General features: G+C 42.6%; 21 protein-coding genes. 9 read left to right on the top strand and 12 right to left on the bottom strand.

Translation table 11 applies throughout. The features are described 5' to 3' along the window. Nucleotides 1-3 precede the first annotated feature (3 nt). Together LU361_RS16775 and LU361_RS16770 are read left to right on the top strand one after the other, a co-directional pair. A complete protein-coding gene (locus LU361_RS16775; RefSeq protein WP_233090081.1) occupies nucleotides 4-558 on the top strand; it encodes a heme oxygenase-like domain-containing protein in 555 nt (184 codons plus the stop codon). A 534-nt stretch (nucleotides 559-1,092) separates the two neighbouring features. After that, the gene (locus LU361_RS16770) at nucleotides 1,093-1,593 is read left to right on the top strand and encodes a serine O-acetyltransferase (RefSeq protein WP_233090080.1); all 501 of its coding nucleotides are present in this window, start codon (nucleotides 1,093-1,095) and stop codon (nucleotides 1,591-1,593) included. A 115-nt stretch (nucleotides 1,594-1,708) separates the two neighbouring features. Here the strand turns inward: LU361_RS16770 and LU361_RS16765 are convergent, their stop codons facing one another. The 7 genes from LU361_RS16765 to ccmA all read right to left on the bottom strand — a co-directional run bounded on the left by LU361_RS16765 (nucleotide 1,709) and on the right by ccmA (nucleotide 7,211). After that, nucleotides 1,709-2,230, bottom strand: a complete 522-nt coding sequence (locus LU361_RS16765) for a DsbE family thiol:disulfide interchange protein (protein WP_233090078.1) — start codon at nucleotides 2,228-2,230, stop codon at nucleotides 1,709-1,711. A gap of 42 nt (nucleotides 2,231-2,272) precedes the next feature. Beyond that, nucleotides 2,273-4,258 (bottom strand): heme lyase CcmF/NrfE family subunit, encoded by a 1,986-nt coding sequence (locus LU361_RS16760; protein ID WP_233090076.1) that lies wholly within the window; start codon nucleotides 4,256-4,258, stop codon nucleotides 2,273-2,275. Beyond that, a complete protein-coding gene (ccmE, locus tag LU361_RS16755; RefSeq protein WP_233090074.1) occupies nucleotides 4,248-4,712 on the bottom strand; it encodes a cytochrome c maturation protein CcmE in 465 nt (154 codons plus the stop codon). The genes LU361_RS16760 and ccmE overlap by 11 nt, the downstream gene beginning before the upstream one ends. 22 nt (nucleotides 4,713-4,734) lie before the next feature. Continuing rightward, on the bottom strand, nucleotides 4,735-4,911 hold the full coding sequence (ccmD, locus tag LU361_RS16750) for a heme exporter protein CcmD (protein ID WP_233090670.1): 177 nt from the start codon (nucleotides 4,909-4,911) through the stop codon (nucleotides 4,735-4,737). 99 nt (nucleotides 4,912-5,010) lie between these two features. Beyond that, a complete protein-coding gene (locus tag LU361_RS16745) occupies nucleotides 5,011-5,751 on the bottom strand; it encodes a heme ABC transporter permease (protein ID WP_233090072.1) in 741 nt (246 codons plus the stop codon). A gap of 72 nt (nucleotides 5,752-5,823) precedes the next feature. After that, on the bottom strand, nucleotides 5,824-6,570 hold the full coding sequence (gene ccmB / locus LU361_RS16740; RefSeq protein ID WP_233090070.1) for a heme exporter protein CcmB: 747 nt from the start codon (nucleotides 6,568-6,570) through the stop codon (nucleotides 5,824-5,826). Beyond that, on the bottom strand, nucleotides 6,567-7,211 hold the full coding sequence (gene ccmA / locus LU361_RS16735; protein WP_233090068.1) for a cytochrome c biogenesis heme-transporting ATPase CcmA: 645 nt from the start codon (nucleotides 7,209-7,211) through the stop codon (nucleotides 6,567-6,569). The genes ccmB and ccmA overlap by 4 nt, the downstream gene beginning before the upstream one ends. 392 nt (nucleotides 7,212-7,603) lie before the next feature. Here ccmA and LU361_RS16730 point away from each other — a divergent pair, with 392 nt between their 5' ends. The 3 genes from LU361_RS16730 to LU361_RS16720 all read left to right on the top strand — a co-directional run bounded on the left by LU361_RS16730 (nucleotide 7,604) and on the right by LU361_RS16720 (nucleotide 10,211). After that, nucleotides 7,604-8,962: a hypothetical protein gene (locus tag LU361_RS16730; RefSeq protein WP_233090067.1), complete on the top strand. Its 1,359-nt coding sequence runs from the start codon at nucleotides 7,604-7,606 to the stop codon at nucleotides 8,960-8,962. Then, on the top strand, nucleotides 8,959-9,255 hold the full coding sequence (locus tag LU361_RS16725) for a hypothetical protein (protein ID WP_233090066.1): 297 nt from the start codon (nucleotides 8,959-8,961) through the stop codon (nucleotides 9,253-9,255). Before LU361_RS16730 ends, LU361_RS16725 begins: the two co-directional genes overlap by 4 nt. Before the next feature lie 113 nt (nucleotides 9,256-9,368). After that, nucleotides 9,369-10,211, top strand: coding sequence for a sulfurtransferase (locus tag LU361_RS16720; protein ID WP_233090064.1), 843 nt, complete (start codon nucleotides 9,369-9,371; stop codon nucleotides 10,209-10,211). Between the two features lie 237 nt (nucleotides 10,212-10,448). Here the strand turns inward: LU361_RS16720 and LU361_RS16715 are convergent, their stop codons facing one another. Further along, on the bottom strand, nucleotides 10,449-10,658 hold the full coding sequence (locus LU361_RS16715; RefSeq protein WP_250647818.1) for a cold-shock protein: 210 nt from the start codon (nucleotides 10,656-10,658) through the stop codon (nucleotides 10,449-10,451). A 199-nt stretch (nucleotides 10,659-10,857) separates the two neighbouring features. Beyond that, a complete protein-coding gene (msrA, locus tag LU361_RS16710; protein ID WP_233090062.1) occupies nucleotides 10,858-11,499 on the bottom strand; it encodes a peptide-methionine (S)-S-oxide reductase MsrA in 642 nt (213 codons plus the stop codon). Between the two features lie 695 nt (nucleotides 11,500-12,194). On the opposite strand from msrA, the gene LU361_RS16705 reads away from it, so the two are divergent. Both LU361_RS16705 and LU361_RS16700 read left to right on the top strand, forming a co-directional pair. Beyond that, nucleotides 12,195-13,706, top strand: a complete 1,512-nt coding sequence (locus tag LU361_RS16705) for a Ppx/GppA phosphatase family protein (protein ID WP_233090060.1) — start codon at nucleotides 12,195-12,197, stop codon at nucleotides 13,704-13,706. 52 nt (nucleotides 13,707-13,758) lie between these two features. After that, a complete protein-coding gene (locus tag LU361_RS16700; RefSeq protein ID WP_233090059.1) occupies nucleotides 13,759-14,457 on the top strand; it encodes a J domain-containing protein in 699 nt (232 codons plus the stop codon). Between the two features lie 88 nt (nucleotides 14,458-14,545). On the opposite strand, the gene LU361_RS16695 is transcribed toward LU361_RS16700, so the two are convergent. Further along, nucleotides 14,546-15,346 (bottom strand): methyltransferase domain-containing protein, encoded by an 801-nt coding sequence (locus LU361_RS16695; protein WP_233090057.1) that lies wholly within the window; start codon nucleotides 15,344-15,346, stop codon nucleotides 14,546-14,548. 141 nt (nucleotides 15,347-15,487) lie between these two features. Here LU361_RS16695 and LU361_RS16690 point away from each other — a divergent pair, with 141 nt between their 5' ends. After that, a complete protein-coding gene (locus tag LU361_RS16690; protein ID WP_233090055.1) occupies nucleotides 15,488-15,772 on the top strand; it encodes a GIY-YIG nuclease family protein in 285 nt (94 codons plus the stop codon). A 561-nt stretch (nucleotides 15,773-16,333) separates the two neighbouring features. Further along, complete coding sequence (locus LU361_RS16685; RefSeq protein ID WP_233090054.1) at nucleotides 16,334-19,255, top strand: insulinase family protein; 2,922 nt, start codon at nucleotides 16,334-16,336, stop codon at nucleotides 19,253-19,255. A 56-nt stretch (nucleotides 19,256-19,311) separates the two neighbouring features. Here LU361_RS16685 and LU361_RS16680 read toward each other — a convergent pair whose 3' ends face one another. Next, entirely contained in the window at nucleotides 19,312-19,623 is a 312-nt protein-coding gene (locus LU361_RS16680) for a TraR/DksA family transcriptional regulator (protein ID WP_233090051.1), read from the bottom strand. A 434-nt stretch (nucleotides 19,624-20,057) separates the two neighbouring features. Then, the coding region (locus LU361_RS16675; RefSeq protein ID WP_233090049.1) for a beta strand repeat-containing protein at nucleotides 20,058-25,917 on the bottom strand (5,860 nt) is incomplete at its 5' end.

The following is a 25,917-nucleotide window of genomic DNA, read 5'->3' as shown; positions in this document are numbered from 1 at the left end:
ATTATGCATAATTATTTAATAGACAAAACCAACCATGCCCATAACTCACTGCACGTAAATCCAGCATTGAGACGCTTGTTTTCTAGGGAAATTTCTCACGATGCTTACGCTAAAGTGCTGAGTTGTTACTTTAGTGCTGTATCGTCTATTGAAGGAATACGAAAGGAACTCAACCTGTGGCCAAGCTTTTCTCTGGAGCATGAGTGCGTACGATTAACCGACGATTTAACGCTGCTCGATATTAACACTCAAGAATTACCCGTTTTTAACACATCATGGATACAAGACGAATTTTCGTTACTCGGCGCGCTGTATGTATTTCACGGATCGAAAGCCGGCGCGACCGTGATGTCTAATTCCATTAAAAGAATGAACGCTGATTTGCCTGTTGGATTTTTTTCGATTACAACCAATGAATACCAATGGCAATCTTTATTAAACGCTATAAATTCAATCAACATTGATTCACACCCTAGCAATGTATTAATCGAATCAGCATTAATGACGTTCCAAAACTTTGATATTGCGTTAAAGCAAATCGAGTTTACAAGTCACTGATAAATACTCTACAACGAGTACTATTTTTCAACACACAGATTTTTCAGCACAAGGACGTGCAACACATTTTTCCTTTAAGCGAGTGATTTTATTTCGTGCGTATTAGGTGAATGGATTAAGTGTATTTAAATTCATCTTTGACAAATACTCCACCTTTGTTTTTATTCAATCCCTACGGTTATTGCCAGCAATCTTTTCAGGCGACCCTCTCAAATAAACTTCTCTGGCAAATTGTTCATTTAGCTTTCTAAGCATCTAAACAGCTATGTACCTAAACACTTAAACACCTGGGTACTTAAGCACCTAAACAGAAGTCACAATCAATTCTTTGTCTTTAAAATAGGTTTGTAAATAAGCTGTATAATTAAAAAGAGAATTGAAAATCTTTTTGAACAAAAACTCATACTAATATTACGATAACAGAATGTTCAAATTTGAGTTGTACACCTAATTTTTGTCAGTTTTTATTTGCTATTTTTGCTAGCGAATTTAATATCTAATATATGATGTAGCTTATATGAGGTAACACTTCTAATGGATGATAGAGTTAGGCAACCTGTTGATTGGCAAACGCCAATGTGGGACCGAGAAAAACCTCGTCGTTTTTGGGACCCAAGCCGAAAACTATTAAAGTCCATTCGCAATTATCAATCTTTGAAAAATAAGGGCGGCGTGCTCAGCAAAATTCTCATGAAAACATGCGTAATTAGGCATCGATTCTGGAGTGTTGTCTGTGGCGCAGAGATTGATCTTAATTGCCAAATTGGCGGCGGTTTATTATTACCTCATCCACACGGCATCGTCATTCACCCAGATTCTACCATTGGGCCGAATTGCCTTATTTTTCAGCAAGTGACTTTAGCGGGGAAAGTGGATTTAGGCTATCACGTGGATCTCGGCGCAGGCGCAAAAGTATTGGGGCCCTTAACCATTGGCGATAATGTTCAAGTAGGTGCGAATGCGGTTGTTACAAAACCGGTCGAATCTGACCTAACGGTTGCGGGAATTCCAGCCAAAATAATTAGCCGAGGATAATTGATCGTATTGGGAGAGGTTTAGATTGAAAACGCTAAGTTGCTGTTTGAATCGCACAACTTAGCGTTGTATTGCGTACTAAATTACCCTTGAGCAGAACTAGAATTGGCCAGAACTACAATTGAGAATAAATCGGTGCCATTGTTGATTGCCATACTTCTTGATTAACAACACCCACATGCTTGTAACGAATCACACCTTGGCTATCGACTACGTAAGTTTCAGGAGCACCAAACACCCCCAAATCAACACCCAATCGACCGTCCTGATCAACGATGTTCATCTGGTAGGGATCACCTAACCGCTCCAACCACCGCACAGCCTCATCGGTATCGTCTTTGTAGTTAATGCCATAAATATTCACGCCCTGCTCGGCCAGTTGGATCAAGTAGGGATGTTCGTATCGACAAGACACACACCACGTGGCCCAAACATTGAGCAAGTAAGGCTTACCCAGTAAATCTTCATTTTCGATCGTCTGACCCGGCTGCCCGAGAGAGGCCAGCTCAAACTCTGGCACAGGTTTATCGATTAGCGCACTCGGCAATTCCGTCGGATCTAAAAACAAACCGCGATAAAACAGAACCGAAAGCGCAAGAAATACTGCCAATGGTATAAACAGTTTCCATCTACTCATAAAGATTTACTAACCTACAGTATCAATGGGTTCAATTAACTCTTAACTAGCACCCGCCAAATTTTGGGTGGCAGCCAATTTTTCTTGTTTACGTTTTACGTGTGCTCGATAACGCTTATCAGAAATGGCTAAGATTCCGCCTATCGACATAAAGATAGCGCCGAGCCAAATCCAAACCACGAATGGTTTGAAATACACTCGTACCGCCCAGGCACCTTCTTGCAAAGGCTCGCCAAGGGAAATGTAGATATCGCGGAGAAAACTACTTTTGATCGAGGCTTCGGTCATGGAATTCCCGCCAGACAAATAATTGCGTTTTTGCGGCTTAAGTTCGGCAATTAAGCGTCCGTCTTTGGTGACCTCTACTCGGCCTTCTTGAGCGATATAGTTCGGGCCTTTTACTTCTTTAACGCCGTAAAATAAGTACTCGTAACCACCAACTGTCACGACACTGCCCGGCGCCAGTCGCAAATCTTTCTGATCACTGTAAATAGTGTTCAGAGCAACACCTAACACGGTAATCGCCACGCCTATGTGCGCGAGCACCATGCCGTAAAAACTGGCCGTTAGCTTTTTGAGTCCCGCCATAAAGCTCGGCGCGTTTCGGGTTTTGTGAATGACTTCTGCCAACGTCGTTGTTGCCACCCACATGCCAATCATGACACTGATCGCCGCCGAAATGGAGTACTCATCTGCGTACAAAAACGGAAACACCAATCCAATAACAATGCTGATGGTCAGGGGCTTCAACAACAACCCACCGATGTTTTTAAGCGGTGACTTTTTCCATGCGACCATCGGCCCAATGCCAAGCAGCACACACACAATAAACATCAACGGTACAAAGAAGAAGTTAAAGAACGGAGGCCCAACAGACACGCGCCCCCAGCCAAGCATATCGGCAAACACTGGGTACAAGGTTCCCAACAATACAGTCGCCGTGATAATGACGAACACAACGTTATTTCCGAGCAGTAATGACTCACGGGATAACCAGGAGAAACGGCTTACGCTTTTAACCTGCGGGGCTTTAAAGGCGTACAAGGTGAGTGAGCCACCAATAACAAACAGCAAGAAGCCGAGAATAAAGACACCACGAGCCGGATCGGTAGCAAACGCGTGTACCGAGGTAATCACCCCGGAGCGAACCAAAAACGTTCCTAACAAGCTGAGCGAAAACGCCAGGATTGCCAACAATATTGTCCAGCTTTTAAACACACCTCGTTTCTCGGTTACCGCCAAAGAGTGAATCAACGCAGTACCAACCAACCAGGGCATAAAGGCAGCATTTTCTACCGGGTCCCAAAACCACCAGCCGCCCCAGCCGAGTTCGTAGTACGCCCACCAACTGCCAAGAGCTAGACCTAGGGTTAGGGAAACCCAAGCAACGGTCGTCCAAGGACGAGACCAACGCGCCCAAGCACTGTCAAGACGACCACCCATCAACGCGGCAATCGCAAACGCAAACGCTACCGAGAAACCGACATAACCCATGTACAACATTGGCGGGTGGAAAATAAAGCCTGGGTCTTGAAGTAAGGGGTTTAGATCGGAGCCTTCTCTTGGTTGATCAGGCAGTAAGCGATCAAACGGATTTGAAGTGAGTAAGGTAAATAACAAAAAGCCCACTGCGACCATACCCATTACGGATAGAACCCGCGCGAACATTTCTAATGGCAAATGACGACTGAATAGCGTGATCGCAAAAGTCCAACCGGCAAGCATCCACGCCCAAAGCAGCAGTGAGCCTTCGTGACCACCCCAAACCGCAGACAGCTTGTAATAGATGGGCAGCAAGGTGTTGGAATGAGACGCTACGTATTTAACCGAAAAATCATCTTGCGCAAAGGCAATGGTTAAACAGATGTAAGCCAAGGTTGTGAAGACGAAAAATCCACTGGCTAATGAAGTGGACGACTTCATCAGCACCGTTTGATTGGTGTACGAACCCACTAACGGAACAATGGACAACAAAACACACAGAAAAAGTGCCAGGATTAAGCTGAAATGACCCAACTCAGGAATCATACGAAATCACCTCGCACGTTTTTTGATGATCCGCGCCTTCGCCTGCAAGATCGGCAACCTCAGGCGGCGTGTAGTTTTCATCGTGCTTTGCGAGAACTTGGGTGGCCATAAAGTGGCCTTCAGGGTTGAGCTTACCGCTGACAACGGCGGCCTCGCCCTCTTCGAACAAATCAGGCAAGATTCCGCTGTAATAGACCTTCACTTTTGCTGGGCCGTCTGTGATTTCAAATTCGACATCAAGATTTGTTGTTGAACGAACAACTGAGCCCGGCAACACACAGCCACCGGCGCGAATGTGCGTTTCTAACGGCGCTTCGCCCGCGGCGATTTTGGAAGGCGGATAAAAGAGGTCTAAATTCTGCCGCAATGCAAAAACAATTAAACCAATGGCAATTGAGGCAAAAGCGACAATGAATAAAACAATGTACAAACGCTGCTTTCTAGCGGGGTGCATGATAACTAAACCTTATTGACGGCTACCAACTTTTCGATTGATCACTCAAATCTTGATTTTGAGCGTCTACGATTCTTTGTTGTTTTTTAATATCGTTGATCAATTTACGTTTTGCGGTAATAGGAGATATTAATAAATAAGCAATAGCTAATAATGTTACAAAGTAACACGCCCACACATACGGACCGTGTCCACTCATGGTAAAAAAATCAGCCAATGATTCAAACTGAAATTGCATCAAATAGACTCACTGCATGTAAATTTTAAAACACAATTAGCACAACGGATGAGCGCTTAACTAACTCGCCGTCGCCATCTCTTTTACCCACTTTGATTTCCGTTCACGGGCAATAATTTCGGTACGAGTTCTCATCATCAAAACCGTTGCATAGAGCACGTAGAACGCGACAACCATCAACAATAACGGGTATTTCATGGACGGATCGATCGTACTGTCTTCTGTAAATTTGATTGTTGCAGGCTGATGAAGCGTGTACCACCAATCAACCGACTTATAAATGATAGGGATATTGACCGTTCCAACTAACGCCAATATCGCACTGGCTTTATTAGCTGACTCTTCGTGATTAAAGGCGTTTTGCAAAGCCATAACACCCAAATAAAGAAAGAAAAGAATCAACATCGAGGTAATGCGTGCATCCCAAACCCACCAAGTACCCCAGGTCGGCTTCCCCCAAACGGCGCCGGTAAATAATGAAACAAACGTTAGCACAGCACCGATAGGCGCGGCCGAGCGCATGACTAAGTATGAGACTTTCGTCTTCCAAATCATGCCTATGGCACCGCTGATCGCCATGATGTAATAGCCCGCAAGAGCTAAAAACGCGGCCGGAACATGAATGAAAATAATTCGGTAGCTGTTGCCTTGTTTGGAATCAGAGGGCGCAAAACCCAACCCCCAGGCACTTCCCACAATGAGCAATATAATTGAAAGCGCAAACAGCCAAGGCATCCACGCCGTGGTTTTTTCGTAAAACCATCGCGGTGAACCGAATTGATGGAACCACGTCCAGGCCATGCATAATTCTCCTAAAATATACGTCGATCTAGAGATAATCGACCATGCGACACGATGGTTTAATCCTAGCGATTAACCATTGACGCTAACGCGCAATGCACCAGCGGCAGCAAACGGCGCGCAAATCAAAGCAATTGACAAAAAAGCACCCAGCACAGCGATTTGACTGGTATAACCAAAACCATCAATGGCGCTGGCTACAGAGCTTGCCCCAAAAATAAGTATGGGTGAATACAGCGGCATAATGATTAAAGACAACAACAGCCCGCCTTTTCTCAAACCTACCGTCAGTGCCGCACCAATGGAGCCAATTAAGCTCAAAGACGCGGTGCCAAGAAATAACGATAAAACCAATGGGCCGTAGCCAGAATCCGGTAAAAACAACATCACCCCAAGCAGTGGCGCCAACAACGTCAGCGGTAAACCCGTGACAAGCCAATGCACCGCGACCTTGCCCAACACCAACAAATACAAGGGGCTCGGACTGATTAACAACTGTTCTAATGAACCGTCTTCAAAATCTGACCTAAATAGACCATCTAAAGACAATAGAGTTGCCAATAACGCAACTACCCAAATCATTCCGGGGGCCAATTCTGCCAAAACTTCTGGGTCGGGTGTTATACCCAATGGCACCATCGTTATAACAATCAAGAAAAACGTCAGAGGGTTGAACAATTCGCCCTGGTTTCTGTAGGCCAAAGTTAAATCGCGTTTGAAAACGGCGACAAATCCAGAAAATAAGCCAACGTTACTCAAACTCTGCGCTTGCGGTGATTCGGCACGGGTTTCGCCAACCGATTGAGGCTTTGAACTCATGATTGCGCCTCAACAGTATTAAAGTCTTGCAAATTCACTTTCTTTAACGAGGGTGAATTGATATCTTGATGCGTGGTTAAAATGACCAATCCTCCCTTTTCAGCCCGCTCGGCGATCAAGCGCTCAAGTGCTGCAACCCCTTTTTTATCGATTGCTGTAAAAGGCTCATCCAATATCCAAACCGGTGACGGATCGAGATAAAGTCGAGACAAGGCGACACGTCGGTGCTGGCCTGCCGATAATTGATAACACGGCACGTCTTCGTAACCCGCTAAGCCAACCTGGGTGAGCGCTGAGAAAATTCGATCTTTCGATACCTCACCAGAAATTCGTTGGTACCAGAGCAAGTTTTCAACAGGGGAAAGTGCTTTCTTTATGCCGGGTAAGTGGCCGAGAAACAGCAATTGAGATAAGAATTCGAACTTTGATTGGGAGAATGGCTTTCGGTCCCAGTAGATTTCGCCACGGTAGTCGTTTGATATGGTCGTCAAAACCTTCAGTAATGTGGTTTTGCCGCTGCCGTTAGGGCCTTCAATTTGAACAACATCACCGCTGTTAAACTGCGCACAAAGACCAGCGAATAATACCCGATCATCTCGTTCACAAGATAAGTCACGCAATTCCAAGCTTAAATCTAACAAGGTTTTTCACTAGCCCCATTTGGAACAAACAAACAAAAACATCATTTACCGTGAGAGTGCGCGATTATACCGCCTTGCAGAGATTTTTTAAGGTACACGCAATAAAACACGACTAAGGAACCAATAAAGGCGGCGTAAAGTACCTTATATTAATCCATTAGTCGATTTGAATATCTTTATAATCGGCAATATTAGGATCGTCTATACGAAACTCTACACCGCAAGCATCTGATTTAGATCAATTACTAAACCACATTTTTTACTCAATACCACTGAGGTAAGTTTGCTCAGATTTTGGTAATTCTGATAAAGAAAATTGAATATCAAAAAATGATCTATCATTAACAATAGACAAACAGCGCGGTGCAAAACTCACAACATTCGACCACCCAATGGATATTCCTAAATCCAATCATCCAACACAGATTCTCAACAGCCATCGGTCACCACCCAACACGGGTGAAGTTAACAAAAATGCTAACGCTGTTCAGACCAACACGACTATCTCCTCTCAAAACACCACGTGGTACAAGGTCATCAACGTTCGATCAATAAATTCTCAATCAGCACAATCAATAAATAACGCTGCCCGACTTATTGACGACCAATTACTTGGTCATCAAAGAAAATCAAATAGTCCGGTGAACTACATTCTCACGCTCGCGAAAGCAAATACCCAAAACCTGACATCAACCTCAAAATCATCCCCACTTTTTCTAACGACAACGCATGAATTTCAATTAGGGCAACTTTTACCCTTACAACATCTATCTCAAAAGCAAGCAACGTTAAATAATTCGACTTATTTACTGGCAAAAGATACGTTAATTAATCAAATTGTTAAAAATCAATTGCAGTTTTCGAAGCCCTATTCTGAAAAATTCAAAGCGCACGAAGTTTTTCAAACGTTACAGTTGCTGACAAAAACGCAGTCAACACGCCAGCTATTATCAGAACAAACGCTGGAAAATATTCAATCTTTTTTACGAAACAACAACACGTTCAGTTCTTCTAACCTTCCAAGCCTGATAAAAAACTTTGGTTATTTACACGAATCGATGTCGAGCAACCAACAACGTACAGCTAGTTTAAAGAATCTTTTATCGTCAGCGCTGATTGATGTTCATAACAGCGCAAGCACGACCAAAAGTGCAGAAGCAATCGCTAAAAAATTACTAGCGCACATTCAACAACACACGCAAAGCTCATCAATTACTTCGTTATTAACACTTCCTTCAACTGAATCACCCGCATTAAGAAATCAGTTAACTACCTTATTGTTGCAGTACTTATTTTCCATTCACACTAAGCAATGGGAAAATATTGAGAAAAATCGCAACAGCGACACATATTCGTTTGACGTCGACATTCCAACAACGGTTCTCAACCAAACAACAAACACTCACATTGAATTTATAAAAAAGCTGACGAGAAATAACAGCGACAAAAACCAACATACCGACCAAGAACAAACCACCAAATGGAACATCAATTTATCGACAACACTAAAAAACAACATTCAAGTCTACTTTACTCTTGAGTTCCAAAGGGAACCAGCGAATCGACTAATCAATAGAACATCGATTTTTTGCCAGCACGCAGACACCTTAAATAAATTAAAACAATACTCTCATCGACTAACTGAACAACACAAAAACCAGGGCATAAAAATCACACTGTCTTTTTTTGAAAGACTTCCCAAAACAATGAAAAAAGCTGTTGAAATCAATTTAATAGATTTGCACATATGAACACAATAACACCGAGCGATTTGCTGATTGCGCTGTTCTATCAAGAGAATGACACGTTTAAAATTGTCAGCCAAAAAGACGAAACAAGCGAATTAGAACAACACGCAAACTCAGATTATTTCAAATCCAATACTCTGCAAAATAAAGTATTAGCAGAAATATTACTGGCGCTGGAAAATCAGGAAGATATCCCCATTGAAATCCTGGAATCACTGGCTATTACGCTCAATTTTTTATCGAATTTCTCGGAACTCGATAACACCGAAATCATTGGCAAACCATCAGGAAATTAACGCCATTTTGCAATAATGGCACTGGTGTCAATATCTGTTGTACACTCAAGCGTTAAAGTCTCTTAATACATACTTGTATTATGAAATTCATTGACCCCTACCGCTGAGACACTATGACGAATACGCTAATTTCTGCCAGTGAACTTAACGCCATTTTAGATAACAACGTGTTTATCTTCGATTGTCGATTTGACCTCTTCAATCCCGACGTCGGCTTTAACCAATACCAATCGGAACACATTCCGAACGCCCACTATCTCCACTTAAACAATGACCTGTCAGGACAAATTGCTTCAGAAAACGGTCGACACCCACTTCCCAAGCCAGAACAATTTTCAGCACTGGTGGCGTCATATGGAATAACTCCAGATTCAACGGTAGTTGTTTACGATGACAAGAATCACTGTTATGCCTCAAGGGCGTGGTGGATGCTTCACGCCTTGGGCTACACCAAAACAGTCGTATTAAATGGCGGATTTTCGAATTGGAAACAACAAGGATTTACCACCAACAGCGAAATACCTGAGCCTCCAGAAAAACAAATAAGCAGTCAAAAGCCAATCAACTGGCAGCTTCCTACCGCGTCTGTTGAGAAGGTAAAAACAGCGCAATCTCAAGACAGTTTTTTCTTAATTGACGCGAGAGAAAATCAACGTTTTATCGGTGAAGTAGAACCTATTGATCCTTACGCTGGGCACATTCCTGGTGCAATAAACAAAACCTGGCTGGATGTAATCGATTCTGAGGGATTTTTTAAATCTAAAGAGTTTCTCGCAGACTACTGGAGTTTTCTTCAAGAAAAAGACAGTGACTCTGTCCATTACTGCGGATCAGGCGTGACCGCGTGTGTGAACATACTGTCGATTATTATTGCAGGGCACAAACCACCGGCCTTATACAGCGGAGGATGGAGCCAATGGTGCGGAGTTAATCCTAAAAAACCGATTAAGTCTTAATAAATAAGAAAAAATCAGAATTATAAGGTCAGCAGAATATTCGTGGGCTAATAATTACAAGCCCACTAAACGATAAGTACTGTTGAATTGATCAAAAGAATTACTGAGTGCGTGAATCGTTCAGTAAGCAATTATTTTGTTTTCAAATATCAGATATGAATCTTTTATATCTGAAAACGAAATGTTGACCTAATCAATCTTAAACTTAACACTTCTTAATTTAGGCAAGCTAAATTGTTACAGTGGCGTAACATTCTCGGCTTGAGGACCTTTTTGTCCTTGAGTCACTTCCATGGTTACCTGTTGGCCTTCGGTTAGGGTTTTGCGCCCTTCACCATTAATTGCACTGAAATGAACAAAAACGTCTTTACCGCCTTCTTGTTCAATAAAACCGTAACCTTTTTCGTCGTTAAACCACTTAACTTTACCAGAAATAATTTCAGACATAATGCTCTCTTTTTGCACACCAACTATTTGAAGATCTAATTAATACAAATCAAATTCTAAAAGCGATTGCTTTAAGGAATATGAACTACCAACCCATTCGCACTGGCAGATGAAGACTAACCTAGTGCACATCGAAATTCTATGAATTTTTTTTGATCAAATAACGAATATTATAAATATCACAGCTAATCATGGCTGATTAATTGGTACTCGCAAACTCCACACCAACCGACTTTAGGCCGCAATAACCTCTGGGGTTTTTTGCTAAATATTGCTGATGATAAGTTTCGGCATAATAAAAATGAACTAACATTTTGATTTCGCTTGTGATTGAGCTAAAACCCGCTTTATCTAAGCTGTTTTGAAATTCGCTTTTTGAAGATTCTGCCTGCGCTAACTGCTGCGGCGTAGTGCAATAAATTGCAGACCGATACTGTGTACCAACATCGTTACCTTGCTTCATACCCTGTGTTGGATCGTGAGATTCCCAAAACACCTTGAGCAATTCAGTATAGCTAACAATTTTTGGATCGTAATAAACTTGGACAATTTCTGTATGACCGGTTAGGCCAGAACAGACTTCTTCGTAGGTAGGATTTGGCGTGTAACCACCGCTGTAACCAACCGATGTTGATCGAACACCGGGTATTTGCCAATATTTTCGTTCAGCCCCCCAGAAACACCCCATAGCGAAGTAGGCTTTTTCTAGCTCTGTGTCGGTCATTTTAAGCGGTGTTCCGAACACATAATGGGTGTTTTCTATCTCAAGGGCTTCAGTTCTGCCTGGCAAGCATTGGCTCGGCTCAGGAAATTGTAGCTTTTGTCGCTTATCAAACAACATAGTGTCTCGCATAAAACAAATTATTTAATGATTGTATGACGTTCCTTACATCATGCCTAATACGCACTCGTCATTAAATTACAATGGTATCATTACGTATTGACGATGAATTATGGATTTTACGAATCGATATACAACTGATACATCATCGCGGAAATGACCCAACAAGACATTAAATACTGATTAGACATAAACACCAGGCGTTTTTATTAAAGACGTTCATTAAAGGTAATACATTCCAAAGATTTCTCTAAAACACAAAAGCCCAAGCAACAATCTGTACTAACCCTGACCTAATCAGGCAGTTAAAAGAGCAGTCAATTACTGTCAGCGTGTCTGCACAGAACACGGTCTTCACAAAACACGTTAACCATTTGTTTAGGAGCCAATGATTCACTCTTTTAATTCTTTTGACGTTTTGAAAGCTTTTAACACCTAATCTTTCTTTTCCTTTTCTATCTTTCCACCTTCTCAGTCTTCCCTTTCTTTCGCATTCGCACAAACTATTCCTAGAATTAATCCAATCAATAAATCGGATAACAACGTGCAGTTTTTAACCACTGCTATCGCTCAATGAAAATTCCTCACCTTTTCAAGCTTAACGTACCAATCATTCAAAGAGAGAGCCTTAGATTTTAGTGTAATTTCATCTTCTTCTGGGTGCACTGAGATTGATATACTGGATTAAATTATCGATGGATGTAAATGTGGATATAACGCTCAATAACGAAACAGATCACTATTACGTAGCCATAGATCTTGGCTCAAACAGTTTTCACATGCTCATCGTCCGAGAAAATCGTGGACTGATTGAAGTGGTCGATCGCGTCAAAGACATGGTTCAAATAGCCCGAGGGCTAAAAAACGGTGTTTTATCAGAAGAAGCACAAAACCGCGCACTCGAATGTTTACAGTGCTTCAACGAACGAATCCAAGAAATCCCCGCCGAACACATCAAGGCAGTTGGCACCAAAGCCTTAAGAGCAGCGTCAAACGGCCCTGAATTTTTGTATCAAGCAGAAAAAGCCTTGGGAGTACCTATTCAACTGGTATCGGGCTACGAAGAAGCACGGCTGGTTTACGTTGGTGTCTCCAATAATATCTCTCAAGATCATCAAAAACGCTTAGTGATTGATATCGGCGGCGCCAGTACAGAATTTATCGTCGGTCAAGATTATTCACCTCGTCTGCTAGAAAGCCTCAGCATTGGTTGCGTCACGTTTACCGAAAAGTATCTGACCAACGCCAAAGGTGAGTTAGACATCACCCCTAAAACGCTCAATAACGTTTACATCGCTGCCAGTGAAGAGCTGGAAGGAATACGTTCAATTTACCGCAGTGAAGGCTGGGACATCACCTACGGCGCTTCGGGAACCATGAAATCGGTAACGGAGATCATGCCAATCATGACGCCAGCGGGCATTATCAGCCGCGAGGGCGTGAACGAACTGTATCGACAGTTGGGCGAAAACAAAGAAATCAAAATCGATAACGTTACCAAGCAACGTCGTTTTGTTATGCCCGCCGGTATCGCGATTCTAAAGGCGATTTTAGATCAGCTGGATATTGAAGAGCTGCATGTCTCAGACGCAGCCCTTAAAGAGGGATTGATTCACGAAACCATCGGGCGACTCAAGCATCACGATATTCGCGATGAAACCGTGACTAAACACATCGCGAAATACCACGTCGATCGCTCACAAGCCGAACGCGTGAAACACATTGCGCTGTCGTTGTTTCAGCAACTTCAACCCGCCTGTGTAGACGGCATAAATTGCACCAGCGTGTTGGGTTGGTCGGCATTGCTGCACGAAATTGGCCTGACGATTTCTCACTCTGGATACCACCATCACGGCCGCTATATTTTAGAAAATTCTGATTTAGCCGGTTTCAATCGGTATGAGCAGTATTTGCTGGCAACGCTGGTAGGCATGCACCGCCGGAAAATCAATCAAAACCGCATTGAAGCTCTCAACCCTGCTCACAGAGACGCGATTCTTTCGATGGCAATCTGCCTACGATTGGCCACCGTACTCAATCGCAAACGAGACGACTTGGAGTTTCCACCTTCAATCGCGTGGACAGATAAGAGCATCACGCTGACCTTTGAAACACAATGGCTCGAAAACAACCCGCTAACGCAGCGGTCTTTAACGCAGGAAGCCGAGTATTTGTCGCGCATTGGGATTACATTAAACTATTACTAAGCATTAAACCCATGAAAAGTATCTCACCCGCTTAACTTCGGCAGCTATCACGATGATTCGCAGTATTTTGGTTATTCTTGCCCTAATCGCAATAATTTGGGGGGCAAAGTACATTAACCGGCAGCCACCAGCGAAGAAAAAACGCTTGTGGATTCAAGTAGCCATTTACGGAACGGCTGCGGTTCTGATTGTGTTAGCGCTCACCGGGCGGGTTCATTGGATTGGTGCAGCGTTCGCAGCAATATTGCCAGTACTGCGAACACTGCTGTCTTACACGCCTCGAATCTTTCCTTTTATCCAACCGTGGTTTATGCGAAAAATGCGTTCTCAAAATGTCGACGCAAAATCAGCCAATACCACGATATTGCACTTTGTTGTTGATGACTCAGGCAACATGGGCGGAACCGTGATTAGCGGCCCACATTCGGGCAGAAAAATTGATGATTTATCCGAATCAGAGCTGCTGGAATTAATGCAGTTTTGTCAGCAGGATCGTGATTCGCACCAGCTCATCACCGCGTTTATTCGAAAATATCACCCGCACCTGCTTCAGACGAAATCACGAACCCAAAGCGACATGAGCGAAAGTGAAGCTCTGGAAATCTTAGGATTAGCGGGGGATTATTCAAAAACAGAGGTGGTCGCTGCCCACCGAAAGCTGATGCAAAAATTTCATCCGGATCGTGGTGGTTCAGATTATTTGGCCGCAAAAATTAACACGGCAAAAGACGTGCTACTCGATTTACTGTGATCTGTCTGCAAATGACCTTATATCTCAGAAATGGCTTATGTTTCGGAAATAACTTGTGTTTCGAGTGCATAAAAAATCAAACTCTGATTCAACCAGTAGTTTTTTCAAGCAAAAAATGCTGGTAACGACCCAACTCCCGAAACGGGGAAATTCTGGAGTAATGCAATTCCCATTGATAAAGCGAATCGGGATCTCGATTTAGATCATCGCGATTAAAAATATAATCGTGAAAAACCCGAATACCGCTGTGACACAAAAGCCTTAGCGGTAAATCACTCAACCACGCCTTTACTTCATCAATTTCGCGGGGAAAGCTCGGAGTCAGGCTTCGTCGTCCACCGGAAAAGTCTTGGGTTTCGATTTTTTTAAAATTCGTGCGCAGTAAATTTTTAAAGACCGAACCGTCTTTGTTGTAAAAACTTAACGACAATTTTCCACCAATAGACAAACGCTCAACCAATGCTGTGATTACCGACAAGGGATCACTCAGCCATTCAACTACTGCATGGCATAAAATCAGATCGTATTGATTGTCATCTCGGGTTTTACTTTCTTCACAAAACTGCTGCACCGAACCGTGATAAACCGATACTCGATTACTAAAATCTTTAGATTCCACCTCGGCTACTGCGTGCTTAAGCATTTCAACCGATAAATCAACTAAGGTTACGTTATGACTGGCGGCGGCAAAAGATAGCGACATAGGGGCTTTCCCCGCCCCGGCATCGAGAATATTTAAAGCGTTTTTACGCTCGCCAACAAACAAATCCGATTCAAATTCTCTTAAATCCCGCTCTAGCACACCCAATCGAATACGCCCCTTTAGGGACTGATACACGTTTTTCTCAAAACGGTGTGCCAAATCATCAAAATTTCTATCACTGGTCATATAAAATTCAATTTCAAAATTTACTGCTCACGCGGCTCAGACAAACTGAGAACAAGATCGGGAAGATAACGATGATATGATGATCTCTCAAACACAGACCTACTCACACTGACTGAATAAGACACAATAGATATCGACAAAATGGCAATAAATACCGAGGAGACTTGGTGTGTTTACATCATTGAAACCCAATCCGGCAAATTATACACCGGGATAACAAACAATCTTGAAAAAAGATTCCAAGCTCATTACCGAGGCAAAGGTGCCAAGTATTTTCGCAGCGACCCACCAAGATTTATCGTCTGGAGCGAATCGGGTCATACCAGGTCCAGCGCCAGCAAGCGAGAGTATGAAATAAAGAAATGGCCAAGGCGCAAAAAACTGGTGTTAACTCTAGATAAGCCAACAAAGATTTTTTTACGATAACCAGTACACGAGCCAGACTTATAAAAATAAATCAGTTGTTCCACTTTTTCAGCCCAGAATTTTTGGCTCAATACTTTGACTTCAATACCGCTAGCTCTGCATTTTAGTCCCAACACCGTCTTGCGTGCCTATATCATTGACGGTTCTGGGCATCTCGCGTTTTCCCAATGATCAAAAGAGAGTGTTAGCTCAAATCCTATTGATGAAATCAATCGTACTCATTTGTACTCTATTAGTGCGCGCCCCGATAAACTGCTTTTAATTCTCAAGAAACCTAGCTAACTTAGGCATAATAAGGCGTTACCTGTTTATAGCATGTGCCTATATTAAACAGGGGGATTTAGCCAGTGAGAGCTAAGAGGCCGATAACACCGATAAATTGAGTGTTTATCGCTCAGAAATAGAATTGAACATTACTGACTAGATAGCGAATAAAACTATCTAGTCTTTCGCGAGACCAGCGGATTTTCATTGCTTCAAACCGCTGACTATATTTTAGTGATAAGCACACAATAACGACTCATTCGTCATCGCGATTTTATAAACGATCCGAGGAAATTTATGCAACTTGCCGCCCATCCAGCATTTGAACCAATCCAAAGCAAAGTGATTGAATCACTCAATATCACGGTTGAGGAATACGCTCATAAAAAAACCGGGGCTCAACACATTCACATTCAGGCAGACAATAACGAAAATGTGTTCTTGGTAGCATTGCGAACGGTGCCAATGGATTCGAGTGGTGTGGCTCATATCCTGGAACATACCGCTCTGTGCGGCAGTAAAAAATACCCGGTGAGAGATCCGTTTTTCATGATGATCCGCCGTTCATTGAATACCTTCATGAATGCGTTCACAAGCTCTGATTGGACCGCCTACCCTTTTGCCAGCCAGAACCGTAAGGATTTCAATAATCTGCTGGATGTGTATTTAGACGCAGTATTTTTCTCTCGTTTGGACGAATTAGACTTTGCTCAAGAAGGCCATCGAGTTGAGTTTGAAAAGCCGGATGATCCAACCTCACCATTGGTGTTTAAAGGTGTGGTTTTCAATGAAATGAAGGGTGCAATGAGTTCTGTGCCGTCTCAGCTTTGGCACACGATGTGTAAATACTTGTTCCCAACCACCACATACCACTACAACAGTGGCGGTGATCCAGAAGCGATTCCCGATCTGTCTTATGATCAGTTAAAAAGCTTCTACAAAAACCATTATCACCCCAGTAACGCTATCTTCATGACTTATGGGGATATCAGTGCGGCGGAGCATCAAGAGAAGTTTGAAAATCAAGCACTCTCTCAGTTTGACCGCTTAAACTACACTGTGAGCGTGGGCGAAGAGAAACGCTATCACGCGCCGTTAAGAGTCGAGGAATGTTATCCGCTCGATGACAGTGATGACCTGAACGATAAAACTCACATTGTTATTGGTTGGCTATTAGGCACCAGCACCGATCTGGACTCCGTTCTTCAAGCTCAGTTGTTAAACAGTATTTTGCTCGACAACAGTGCTTCTCCGCTGCAACATTTACTGGAAACCTCAGACCTCGGCACATCGCCTTCACCGATGTGTGGCCTCGATGACTCTCAAAAAGAGCTGTCGTTTTTGTGCGGTATTGAGGGCAGCAACACCGACAAGATCAATGAGTTTGAAGCACAGATTTTGTCACTCGTTGAAAAAATCGCTGAAGAAGGTGTTCCTCAAGAACAACTGGACGCTTGTCTGCACCAATTGGAATTGCATCAGCGAGAAATTGGCGGAGATGGTTACCCGTATGGACTGCAGCTCATTCTCAGTGCACTAAATTCCGCCACTCACCGCGGTAATCCAATCGAACTCCTCGATTTAGAACCGGCACTTGAGAGATTACGTGATGCTGCAAAAGCTCCTGATTTCGTTCAAAACCTCATCAAGAAGCTGCTACTGAACAATCCGCACCGCGTTACTTTGGCCATGCGCCCTGACACACAGATCAGTGATCGCAAACAAGCCGCCGAGAAACTGCGTTTGTCGCTGCTAAAAGACTCTCTGAGCGATGAACAGAAAAGCAAAATTGTCGATCAAGCGGCAAAACTGGTTGAGCGTCAAAACCAGGTTGATGACGAAAGCATTTTACCTAAAGTAACCGTCAGCGATGTTCCGGCATCTACCCACTACTGCGAAGGAAATACTCGCCAAGTCGGTGATAGTTCACTGAGCGTGTACAACGCAGGAACTAACGGTCTGGTCTATCAACAAATGGTTATTGATTTACCAGAATTATCGCCTGAACTTTTACAACTTTTACCGTTATATTCCGTCTGCTTAACCGAACTTGGTGTTGGTGAAAAAGACTACTTAGCTGTGCAGCAATGGCAAGCAAATGTCGCGGGTAGCTTCAACGCTTTTTCGACTATTCGCGGTAAAATTGACGATGTTCAAAACGTGTCAGGTGTGATTACTTTATCGGGTAAAGCTCTGGCAAGAAATCAATCAGAACTGACCGATTTAATGCAACAAACCCTCGACGGCGTCAGATTTGATGAACACGCTCGAATCAAAGAATTGGTTGCACAAATCAGAGCCCGAAGAGAAATGAGTGTCACTGGCTCAGGGCATAGCTTAGCAATGGCTGCGGCGTGTGCCGGTATGAGTGCTGGAGCGAAAATTTCTCACACACTTTCAGGACTTGCAGGTATTCAAGCGCTAAAAGCATTGGATGACAGCATAAAATCGAGTGAAACCGAACTTGCTGATTTTGCAGAGAACCTCGCGAAAATACACAATGTTGTCAAAAAACAAACGCGACAATTTTTCCTAGCAACCGAAGAACATCACCTAGATAACAGCATTGCTGAAATAGAAAAATACTGGCGCAAGCCTTCGGGAGAAAATCCAAGTCGTTTCTCCTGTGAACCGGTCAATACAACCGTTAATCAAGCTTGGATCACCAATACCCAAGTTAACTTTTGCGCTAAAGCGTATCCGACTGTTCCGATGACTCACGCCGACGCTCCCGTGCTAACGGTATTAGCCGGATTCTTAAGAAATGGCTTTTTACATCGCTCTATTCGTGAGCAAGGCGGTGCCTACGGTGGTGGTGCGAGTCACGACAGCAGCATAGGCAGTTTTCGCTTTTTCTCCTATCGCGACCCTCGCTTAGAAGAAACTCTCACGGATTTTGATGCCTCTATCGACTGGTTACTGACACATGATCACAGTGCTCAGTCGTTAGAAGAAGCTATTTTGGGCGTAGTTGCATCGTTGGATAAACCCAGCTCACCCGCGGGCGAAGCAAAGCAAACGTTCCATGCAGAATTGTTTGGCAAAAACCAAAGCCAACGCGAAGAGTTTCGTAAAAGAATTCTTGCGGTTTCGATTGAAGATCTGAAACGAGTCGCAAAACAATATCTAACACAGGATAAAGCAAGTATTGCAGTCGTTAGTAACTCAAATAATGCGGCGGTGTTTGATAAGTTAGAGCTTGACGTTCAGAAACTGTAATTGCATTAAAACTCTTAACAGCCAAACCTCAAATAAGAAGTTTGGCTGTTAACCTTTTAGTGATTGCGGCAGCTAGCGCATTGTTGCGAATAAGGAAACCGCTCCAACTGCTCAACAGCTATTAATTTGCCACAGTATCGGCAGATTCCATAAGATCCTTCTACCATTTGATCCAGCGCAAGGTTAATTAATCGCACTTCGTTGTGAATTTTATCAACAACATTTTCGTTGATTACTTTAACATTAGCTGAAACCTCAACTCCATCACCTACCACTTTATTTGACAGCTCTCGGTCAATCTTATTCAAATGGGCTTCCAAAAGGACCAATCTTTTTTCTAAATGATTTTTAATCTTATTAAATTTCATAAATATAATTCATTTAATTGTTTTGGTACGTTTCGGTATTTTTAACTCATAATTTCCATTATTGTATTTAAAAAGCCTCCTATATCCGGTCAAACAATCAATAACTGAACCTTCCCCACAAGACCTGGAAAATTCGTAATTAATTTAAAACAATTGAATTGTGACGTATTGACGCAGTGTTTTAATCAATCTGGAAAAATAAAATGACCTATCTTTTGATAAAAATCATAAATTCCAGTAACACAAAATAGGACTTAAAGGACAAAGAATATAAAGTCACGAATCGTTAAAAATTTTTAACAAAACGCAAAAAATATTAATAAACAAAGCACTCAGTTAGCATTTACTTCCTATTTACTTTTTATCAAATTTTTACAGGCATAAAAAAACCAGCAATTAAGCTGGTTTTTTTATCGCAAGAATTACAGTTGATTTTAATTTAAAGTCAATTGATCTTTCTCTTCGAGTTCAACATATTCTTCTTCAAACTCTTCCTCTCGCTGATCTTCTGGTAACTGAACTGGATCCTCTCCAACACCAAATGGCTGCAACTCAGCAAAAATAGCAGGGTCAACATTACCAGCGTTTTCTAGATTATTTTGCGTGGCACTTCGAACACCCGAATTACCCGCTGTTTGGGCAAAGGATTCTGTTCTAACACCTGTTTGAGTCGCTAAATTACGCCCATTAATTTCAATAACGGGAACAAATGTAGATGAAGCAGACAAAAACTCGGTTGTTACATCAATATTAAAGGCATTAATCTGAGCACCAATAGCGCCGAAAATGGCATTAAAATTAGCTGTATCGGCAATCAAGTTTAAGTCACCGGACTCTCCGCCAACAAATACGGGGAGAATGCTTCCAACGGTACTTGTAACTTCTACCATTGATCCATTATTTGTACCCGTATCAATTAAATCAAAGGAAATATCGTTAACCGCGGTAACTGAAACGTTGCCCCCAGCGGTCACCAAACTAGGTAAAATAATACCGTTTTCGGTCTCGCTAATCGTAATCGAAGAGTTAGCACCGGTTACCGAGGCAGTAACACTCATAAAGTCGCCCGACAAATTAATATCACCGACAATATCATTTAATACAAAGTCATTTTCGGCGACGATATCAGTGGCTGTTACACTTTGGGCACCGATAAGGGTTAACAAAGAGCCGGAATAATCAAAATTAATAGTACCCAGTGTCAACTGGCTGTTTGATTCTAAAACGGCCGCAAGAGACGAAGTAATTTCGATTGGTCCTCCTGTAGTATCCGTAATATTCTCAAAACCAGAAAATACGCTGTCACCGACGGTTGAGTCACCGTTAGTAATGGTATATTCGCGAGCTTCGCCACCAATCGTAACAGAATCAACTCCCGATCCAGCTCGCAATGTGTTTACACCAGTAAAGACAAAAGCTTCACTGCCACCGGTTAACGAAACAGCGCCATTGTTCTCAGAATCCCATTCATACTCGGAATCTTGATCAGAACCGGATAGGATCGAATCACCGATGCTGGTAAACGATTCAAAATTACTAATCGCAGAGTCATTAAGGGAACCGTCGATTGAACCTAAGTTAGACAATGTTACGATTTCCAAAATACCGCTACCTTGAAGGTTATCAGATCCAGCACCTGCATCTAATAATCCAGAAATAGCGCCACCGTTAACAGTAATAACGTCATCACCTGCTCCGGTTGATACATTGGTAATTTGCGCAAGTACAGTAACTTGATCTTGTCCGTCAGCAGTAGCGATACTCTCGATTCCATCAAAAACGTCGCCATTTAATGATCCTGCAAAGTCGCTATCGATACTAATAATGTTATCGCCACTAGCAACAGAAATTGAATCTGATCCATCACCCCCGCTGATCGTCGCAAATTCGGAATTGGAAAGATTAAACTGATCATCCCCAAGTCCACCAGAAACAGACCCTACACTTGAAGAGTTGAGGGTAATAACATCATTACCAGCGCCGCCAACAATGTCACCAAAAACAGTCCCTGTAGCAAGAACAATTTGATCGGCTCCATCACCTGCATTGATGTTATTGATTCCACTGAAGCTAATCTCGTTACCACCGGTGACTTGGAAACTGCCCGTACCATCACTCTCAAGATTATAAACCGCCGATTGGTTCGGCCCAGTCAATGAAGTAGCATCGTTACCATCGCCAACTAAGCTTTCAATTTCACTGAATTGAACATTAGCAACTTGACCGGTTGCACTAACTGAAGCATCAGTAATATTCCAATCTCCATCCCCGGAAATTGAATCAGCTCCGTTGCCGCCGACGATGGTTAAATTACTGTCGTCAATGACGAAATTATCGTTGCCACCGGAGCCATCAATTTGATTCACGCTGTTGAAAATAATATTCCCAGCATTAATTGTACCCGTGCCTAAATCAATAAATTGATCATCGTTTTGAGTACCTACCAGAGCACTGGTTAGATTAACTGTGTTGATTTCAGAGAAAGAAAAGTTACCAAGTGCGACTGAATTATCATTTAACAAGACGACATCTGAGGCCAACGTGTTGATAACAATATCGTCATCAGAAGTGCCACCAGAAATACTTCCAGCGCCTTCGACGGTCAAGTTTGAACCTGTTGCAGTTGAAATCAAAATCTGATTTTGGCCCGTGACGTCAAAAGTCTCTGATTCTGAAGATCCAGTCAAACCAGAGATTTGAAGAATGCTCTCGACGCCTGAAACAGAAATATCTTGAGCCGTGAAATCGAAAGACTGGGAGCTATCGCTCAGACTGACTGCAGTATCAAAAACATTTAATGTATCACTACCGCCACTTCCATCAAGAGAATCCACTTCAGAGAAAATCAGGTTAGTACCTTCAACTGAAACTTCTTGGGCTAGACTAGCGTTAAAAACTTCAGACTGAGAGCTGCCGGTTAACAATCCTGTATTTGAGATATTTTCAACATTAAAAACCGTAATTTGACTCGATACGAATTGGTCAGAACCAGATTGCTCTGACAACAAGGCGCCGCTATTAGAGAGAGAAATCTGATCAGTGCCATCTAGAGCATCTAAACTTTGTACATCCGAGAATGTGATGTTATCAAAGGTAACGCTTTCTGTTCCCTCGATAACAAAGCTGTCGGAATTATCTGTTCCTGTTAAGTCACCTGTATTAGAAACCAGTTCTACATTAGCGACCTCAATACCAGATGCATCAAAATCAATAGCACCAGAGGAATTTAATAAAACATTACCATCGGCAACAAGAGAATCCGAAACACCGCCACCCGCTTCAATAAAACTTACACCTGCAAAATCAATATTGTTAGCAGATACTGAATTGGTACCATTAATTTCGAAGCTATCGTTTCCAGAGGTTCCCAGTAATGTGCCCGTATTGTCTACTGAACCAACCGATGAAAAATCGATACCGGCAACGCTAATCGAATCAGTTTGACTCAATTCAACGTCAGCACCGGCATTATTAATAACAGAATCAACACCGGCAAGACCGTTATCTACAGAGGTGACGCCAGAAAAGTTAACGTCAGTTCCAGCGAGAGAGACATTAATACTTTCATTACCAGTAACATTGAAGACTTCATTATCGTCGGTTGCAATCAAAGACCCAACATTAATGACGTTAGTAAAGCCTGAAAAAGAAATATTGCTGGATAATAAATTTGAACTACCAGAAACCAAATTAACCTGGGAAATAACACTGAGCGTATCGGTCGCGGCACCAAACAAGGAGTCTGTATCTGAGAACTGTATACCAGATACAGACAATAGATTATCACCACCAACCGTAAATGTTGCGTTGCCTGCTGAGGCCAAGGTGCCTGTGTTGGAAACAAATTCTACATTTAAGACTTCAAAAGAATCGAAAATTGAAAATCCAGCAGCGACCAACAACTCTGGATCAAAGGTACTGACAGAACTTCCCGACAAATCTAAAACTAAGGTATCGTCCCCATCAAATCCATTAATCGATTCTGCACCAATAACATTAATTTCAGCTCCCGATTGAGTCACTAACACATCAATAGTGGTGCCATTAAACGTTACAGTAAATGTATCTTGCCCAGAAGAGCCTTCGGCAACACCACCAATGGTTGAAGCACCTTCGATGTTAAAAGTAAAAATATCGTTTTCGGCAAGACCTGAAATTAAAGATCGATCACCATTAATAGTACCGTTAATTAATCCAACAAAGTCTCGACCATCACCGCCGTCAATACTTTCAACATCAAAGAAATCAACACTATTTTCGAAAGTAACGGTAGTCTGGGAGCCGGTTTCTTCTACAGTAAAAGAATCATCACCAGCGGTACCCACAATATTTGCGGCGTTAGTTACTGTGGTAATGCCCTCGAACTGAATACCACTATTGGAGGTGAAAGCGTTCGAATCAATAATAGATACAGTCGCGCCTGCTCTTAAACTAACTTCGTCTCCAGCAGAACTATTATTACCTACGACGGTATTAACACCATTGAACGCTATAGCGCTTGCTGAGATAGAGTTGTTGCCTGTCTCTGTGAATAGATCATTATTTGCCGTGCCAGTTAGTACACCTGTGTTATTAACTGTATCAATATCAGTAATATTGACACCAGAGTCGGTCGTAAAACCGGAGACAAATAAACTGGCATTATTATCATTAATATCAATACTGCCCGTGCCGCCATTTCCGTCAATTGACGCTACATTTTGGAATTCTGTGCTGGCTAATGTATCAACAACTAGACTACTACCTGATAAATCAAAGTTTTCGGAACTTCCACTTCCAGACAAATTCCCCGTGTTAGTTACCAATTCAACTTGAGAAACGGATGTGCGATTTGCAACTCCAACAGAAAAATCAGACGCGCCTAAAAATATCGATAAATTATTTGCATCAATCGTATCGTTGCCATTACCACCATCAAGGCTCGTGACATTAGAAAACTCAATTCCCGACACACGAATTTCTTGTTCGCTTAAAAACTCAAACTGATCATCCACTGCTTGTCCGGTTAAACCAGCAGTTTCAGTGACAGACGCTATATTCTCATAACTGATGCTATTGGCCGAAAAGCCAGAGCTATTAAGCACGGCATTCCTAGAATTTAAATCCACTGAATTCGAACCAGAATTACCATCAACAGCAGATACATCTGAGAATTCTAATCCATTGACAGTAATCTGGTCATTTCCGGTTTGGACAAAATTATCATCGTTTGCAGTTCCCAATAATGAACCTGTACCAGTCACAAGAACAACATTCGAATACACAGTTCCACTGCTATCAAAACTGGAAGCGCTTAAATTAGCTCCCAAGCTATTGAGATCAGCGGTATCGTTTACGCCACCATTGCCCTCCACCAAATTAACGCCAGCGAACTCAATACTTGCAACCGTTACTTCACTCGTATCTGTTTGAGCAAAGCTGTCATCACCAATAGTACCAGTAAGAGTATCGGTGTTCGTGGCACTGTTGACGTTCGTGTATCGAATGCCGCTACTGGTGAAATCCGACGTAGCATTAATCGCTGCATCATCATTATTTAAATCGACACTGTCATTCGCACCACCGCCTGCTACCGAATTAACATCAGCGAACTCAATACTTGCAACCGTGACTTCATTCGCGTCTGTTTGAACAAAGCTGTCATCACCCGCCGTGCCAGTCAGCGCATTGGTGTTCGTGGCACTGTTGACGTTCGTGTATCGAATGCCGTTACTGGTGAAATCTGACGCAGCATTAATCGCTGCGTCATCATTATTTAAATCGACGCTGTCATTCCCACCATTACCTTCCACTGAACTCACATCGGCGAATTCAATGCTTGCAACCGTGACTTCATTCGCGTCTGTTTGAACAAAGCTGTCATCACCCGCCGTGCCAGTCAGCACATCGGTGTTGATGGCGTTATTAACGTTGGTGTATTGAATACCATTACTGGTGAAATCTGACGCAGCATTAATCGTTGCGTCGTCATTATTTAAATCGACGCTGTCATTCCCACCATTACCTTCCACTGAACTCACATCGGCGAATTCAATGCTGGCAACCGTTACTTCATTCGCGTCTGTTTGAACAAAGCTGTCATCACCAATAGTACCAGTAAGAGTATCGGTGTTCGTGGCACTGTTGACGTTCGTGTATCGAATGCCGCTACTGGTAAAGTCTGAGGCAGCATTAATCGCTGCATCATCATTATTTAAATCGACACTGTCATTTGCACCACCGCCTGCTACCGAATTAACATCAGCGAATTCAATGCTGGCAACCGTGACTTCATTCGCGTCTGTTTGAACAAAG

Source organism: Sessilibacter corallicola (genome assembly GCF_021290925.1).
Taxonomy (GTDB): domain Bacteria; phylum Pseudomonadota; class Gammaproteobacteria; order Pseudomonadales; family Cellvibrionaceae; genus Sessilibacter; species Sessilibacter corallicola.
This window is presented reverse-complemented; position numbering and strand designations above follow the sequence as displayed.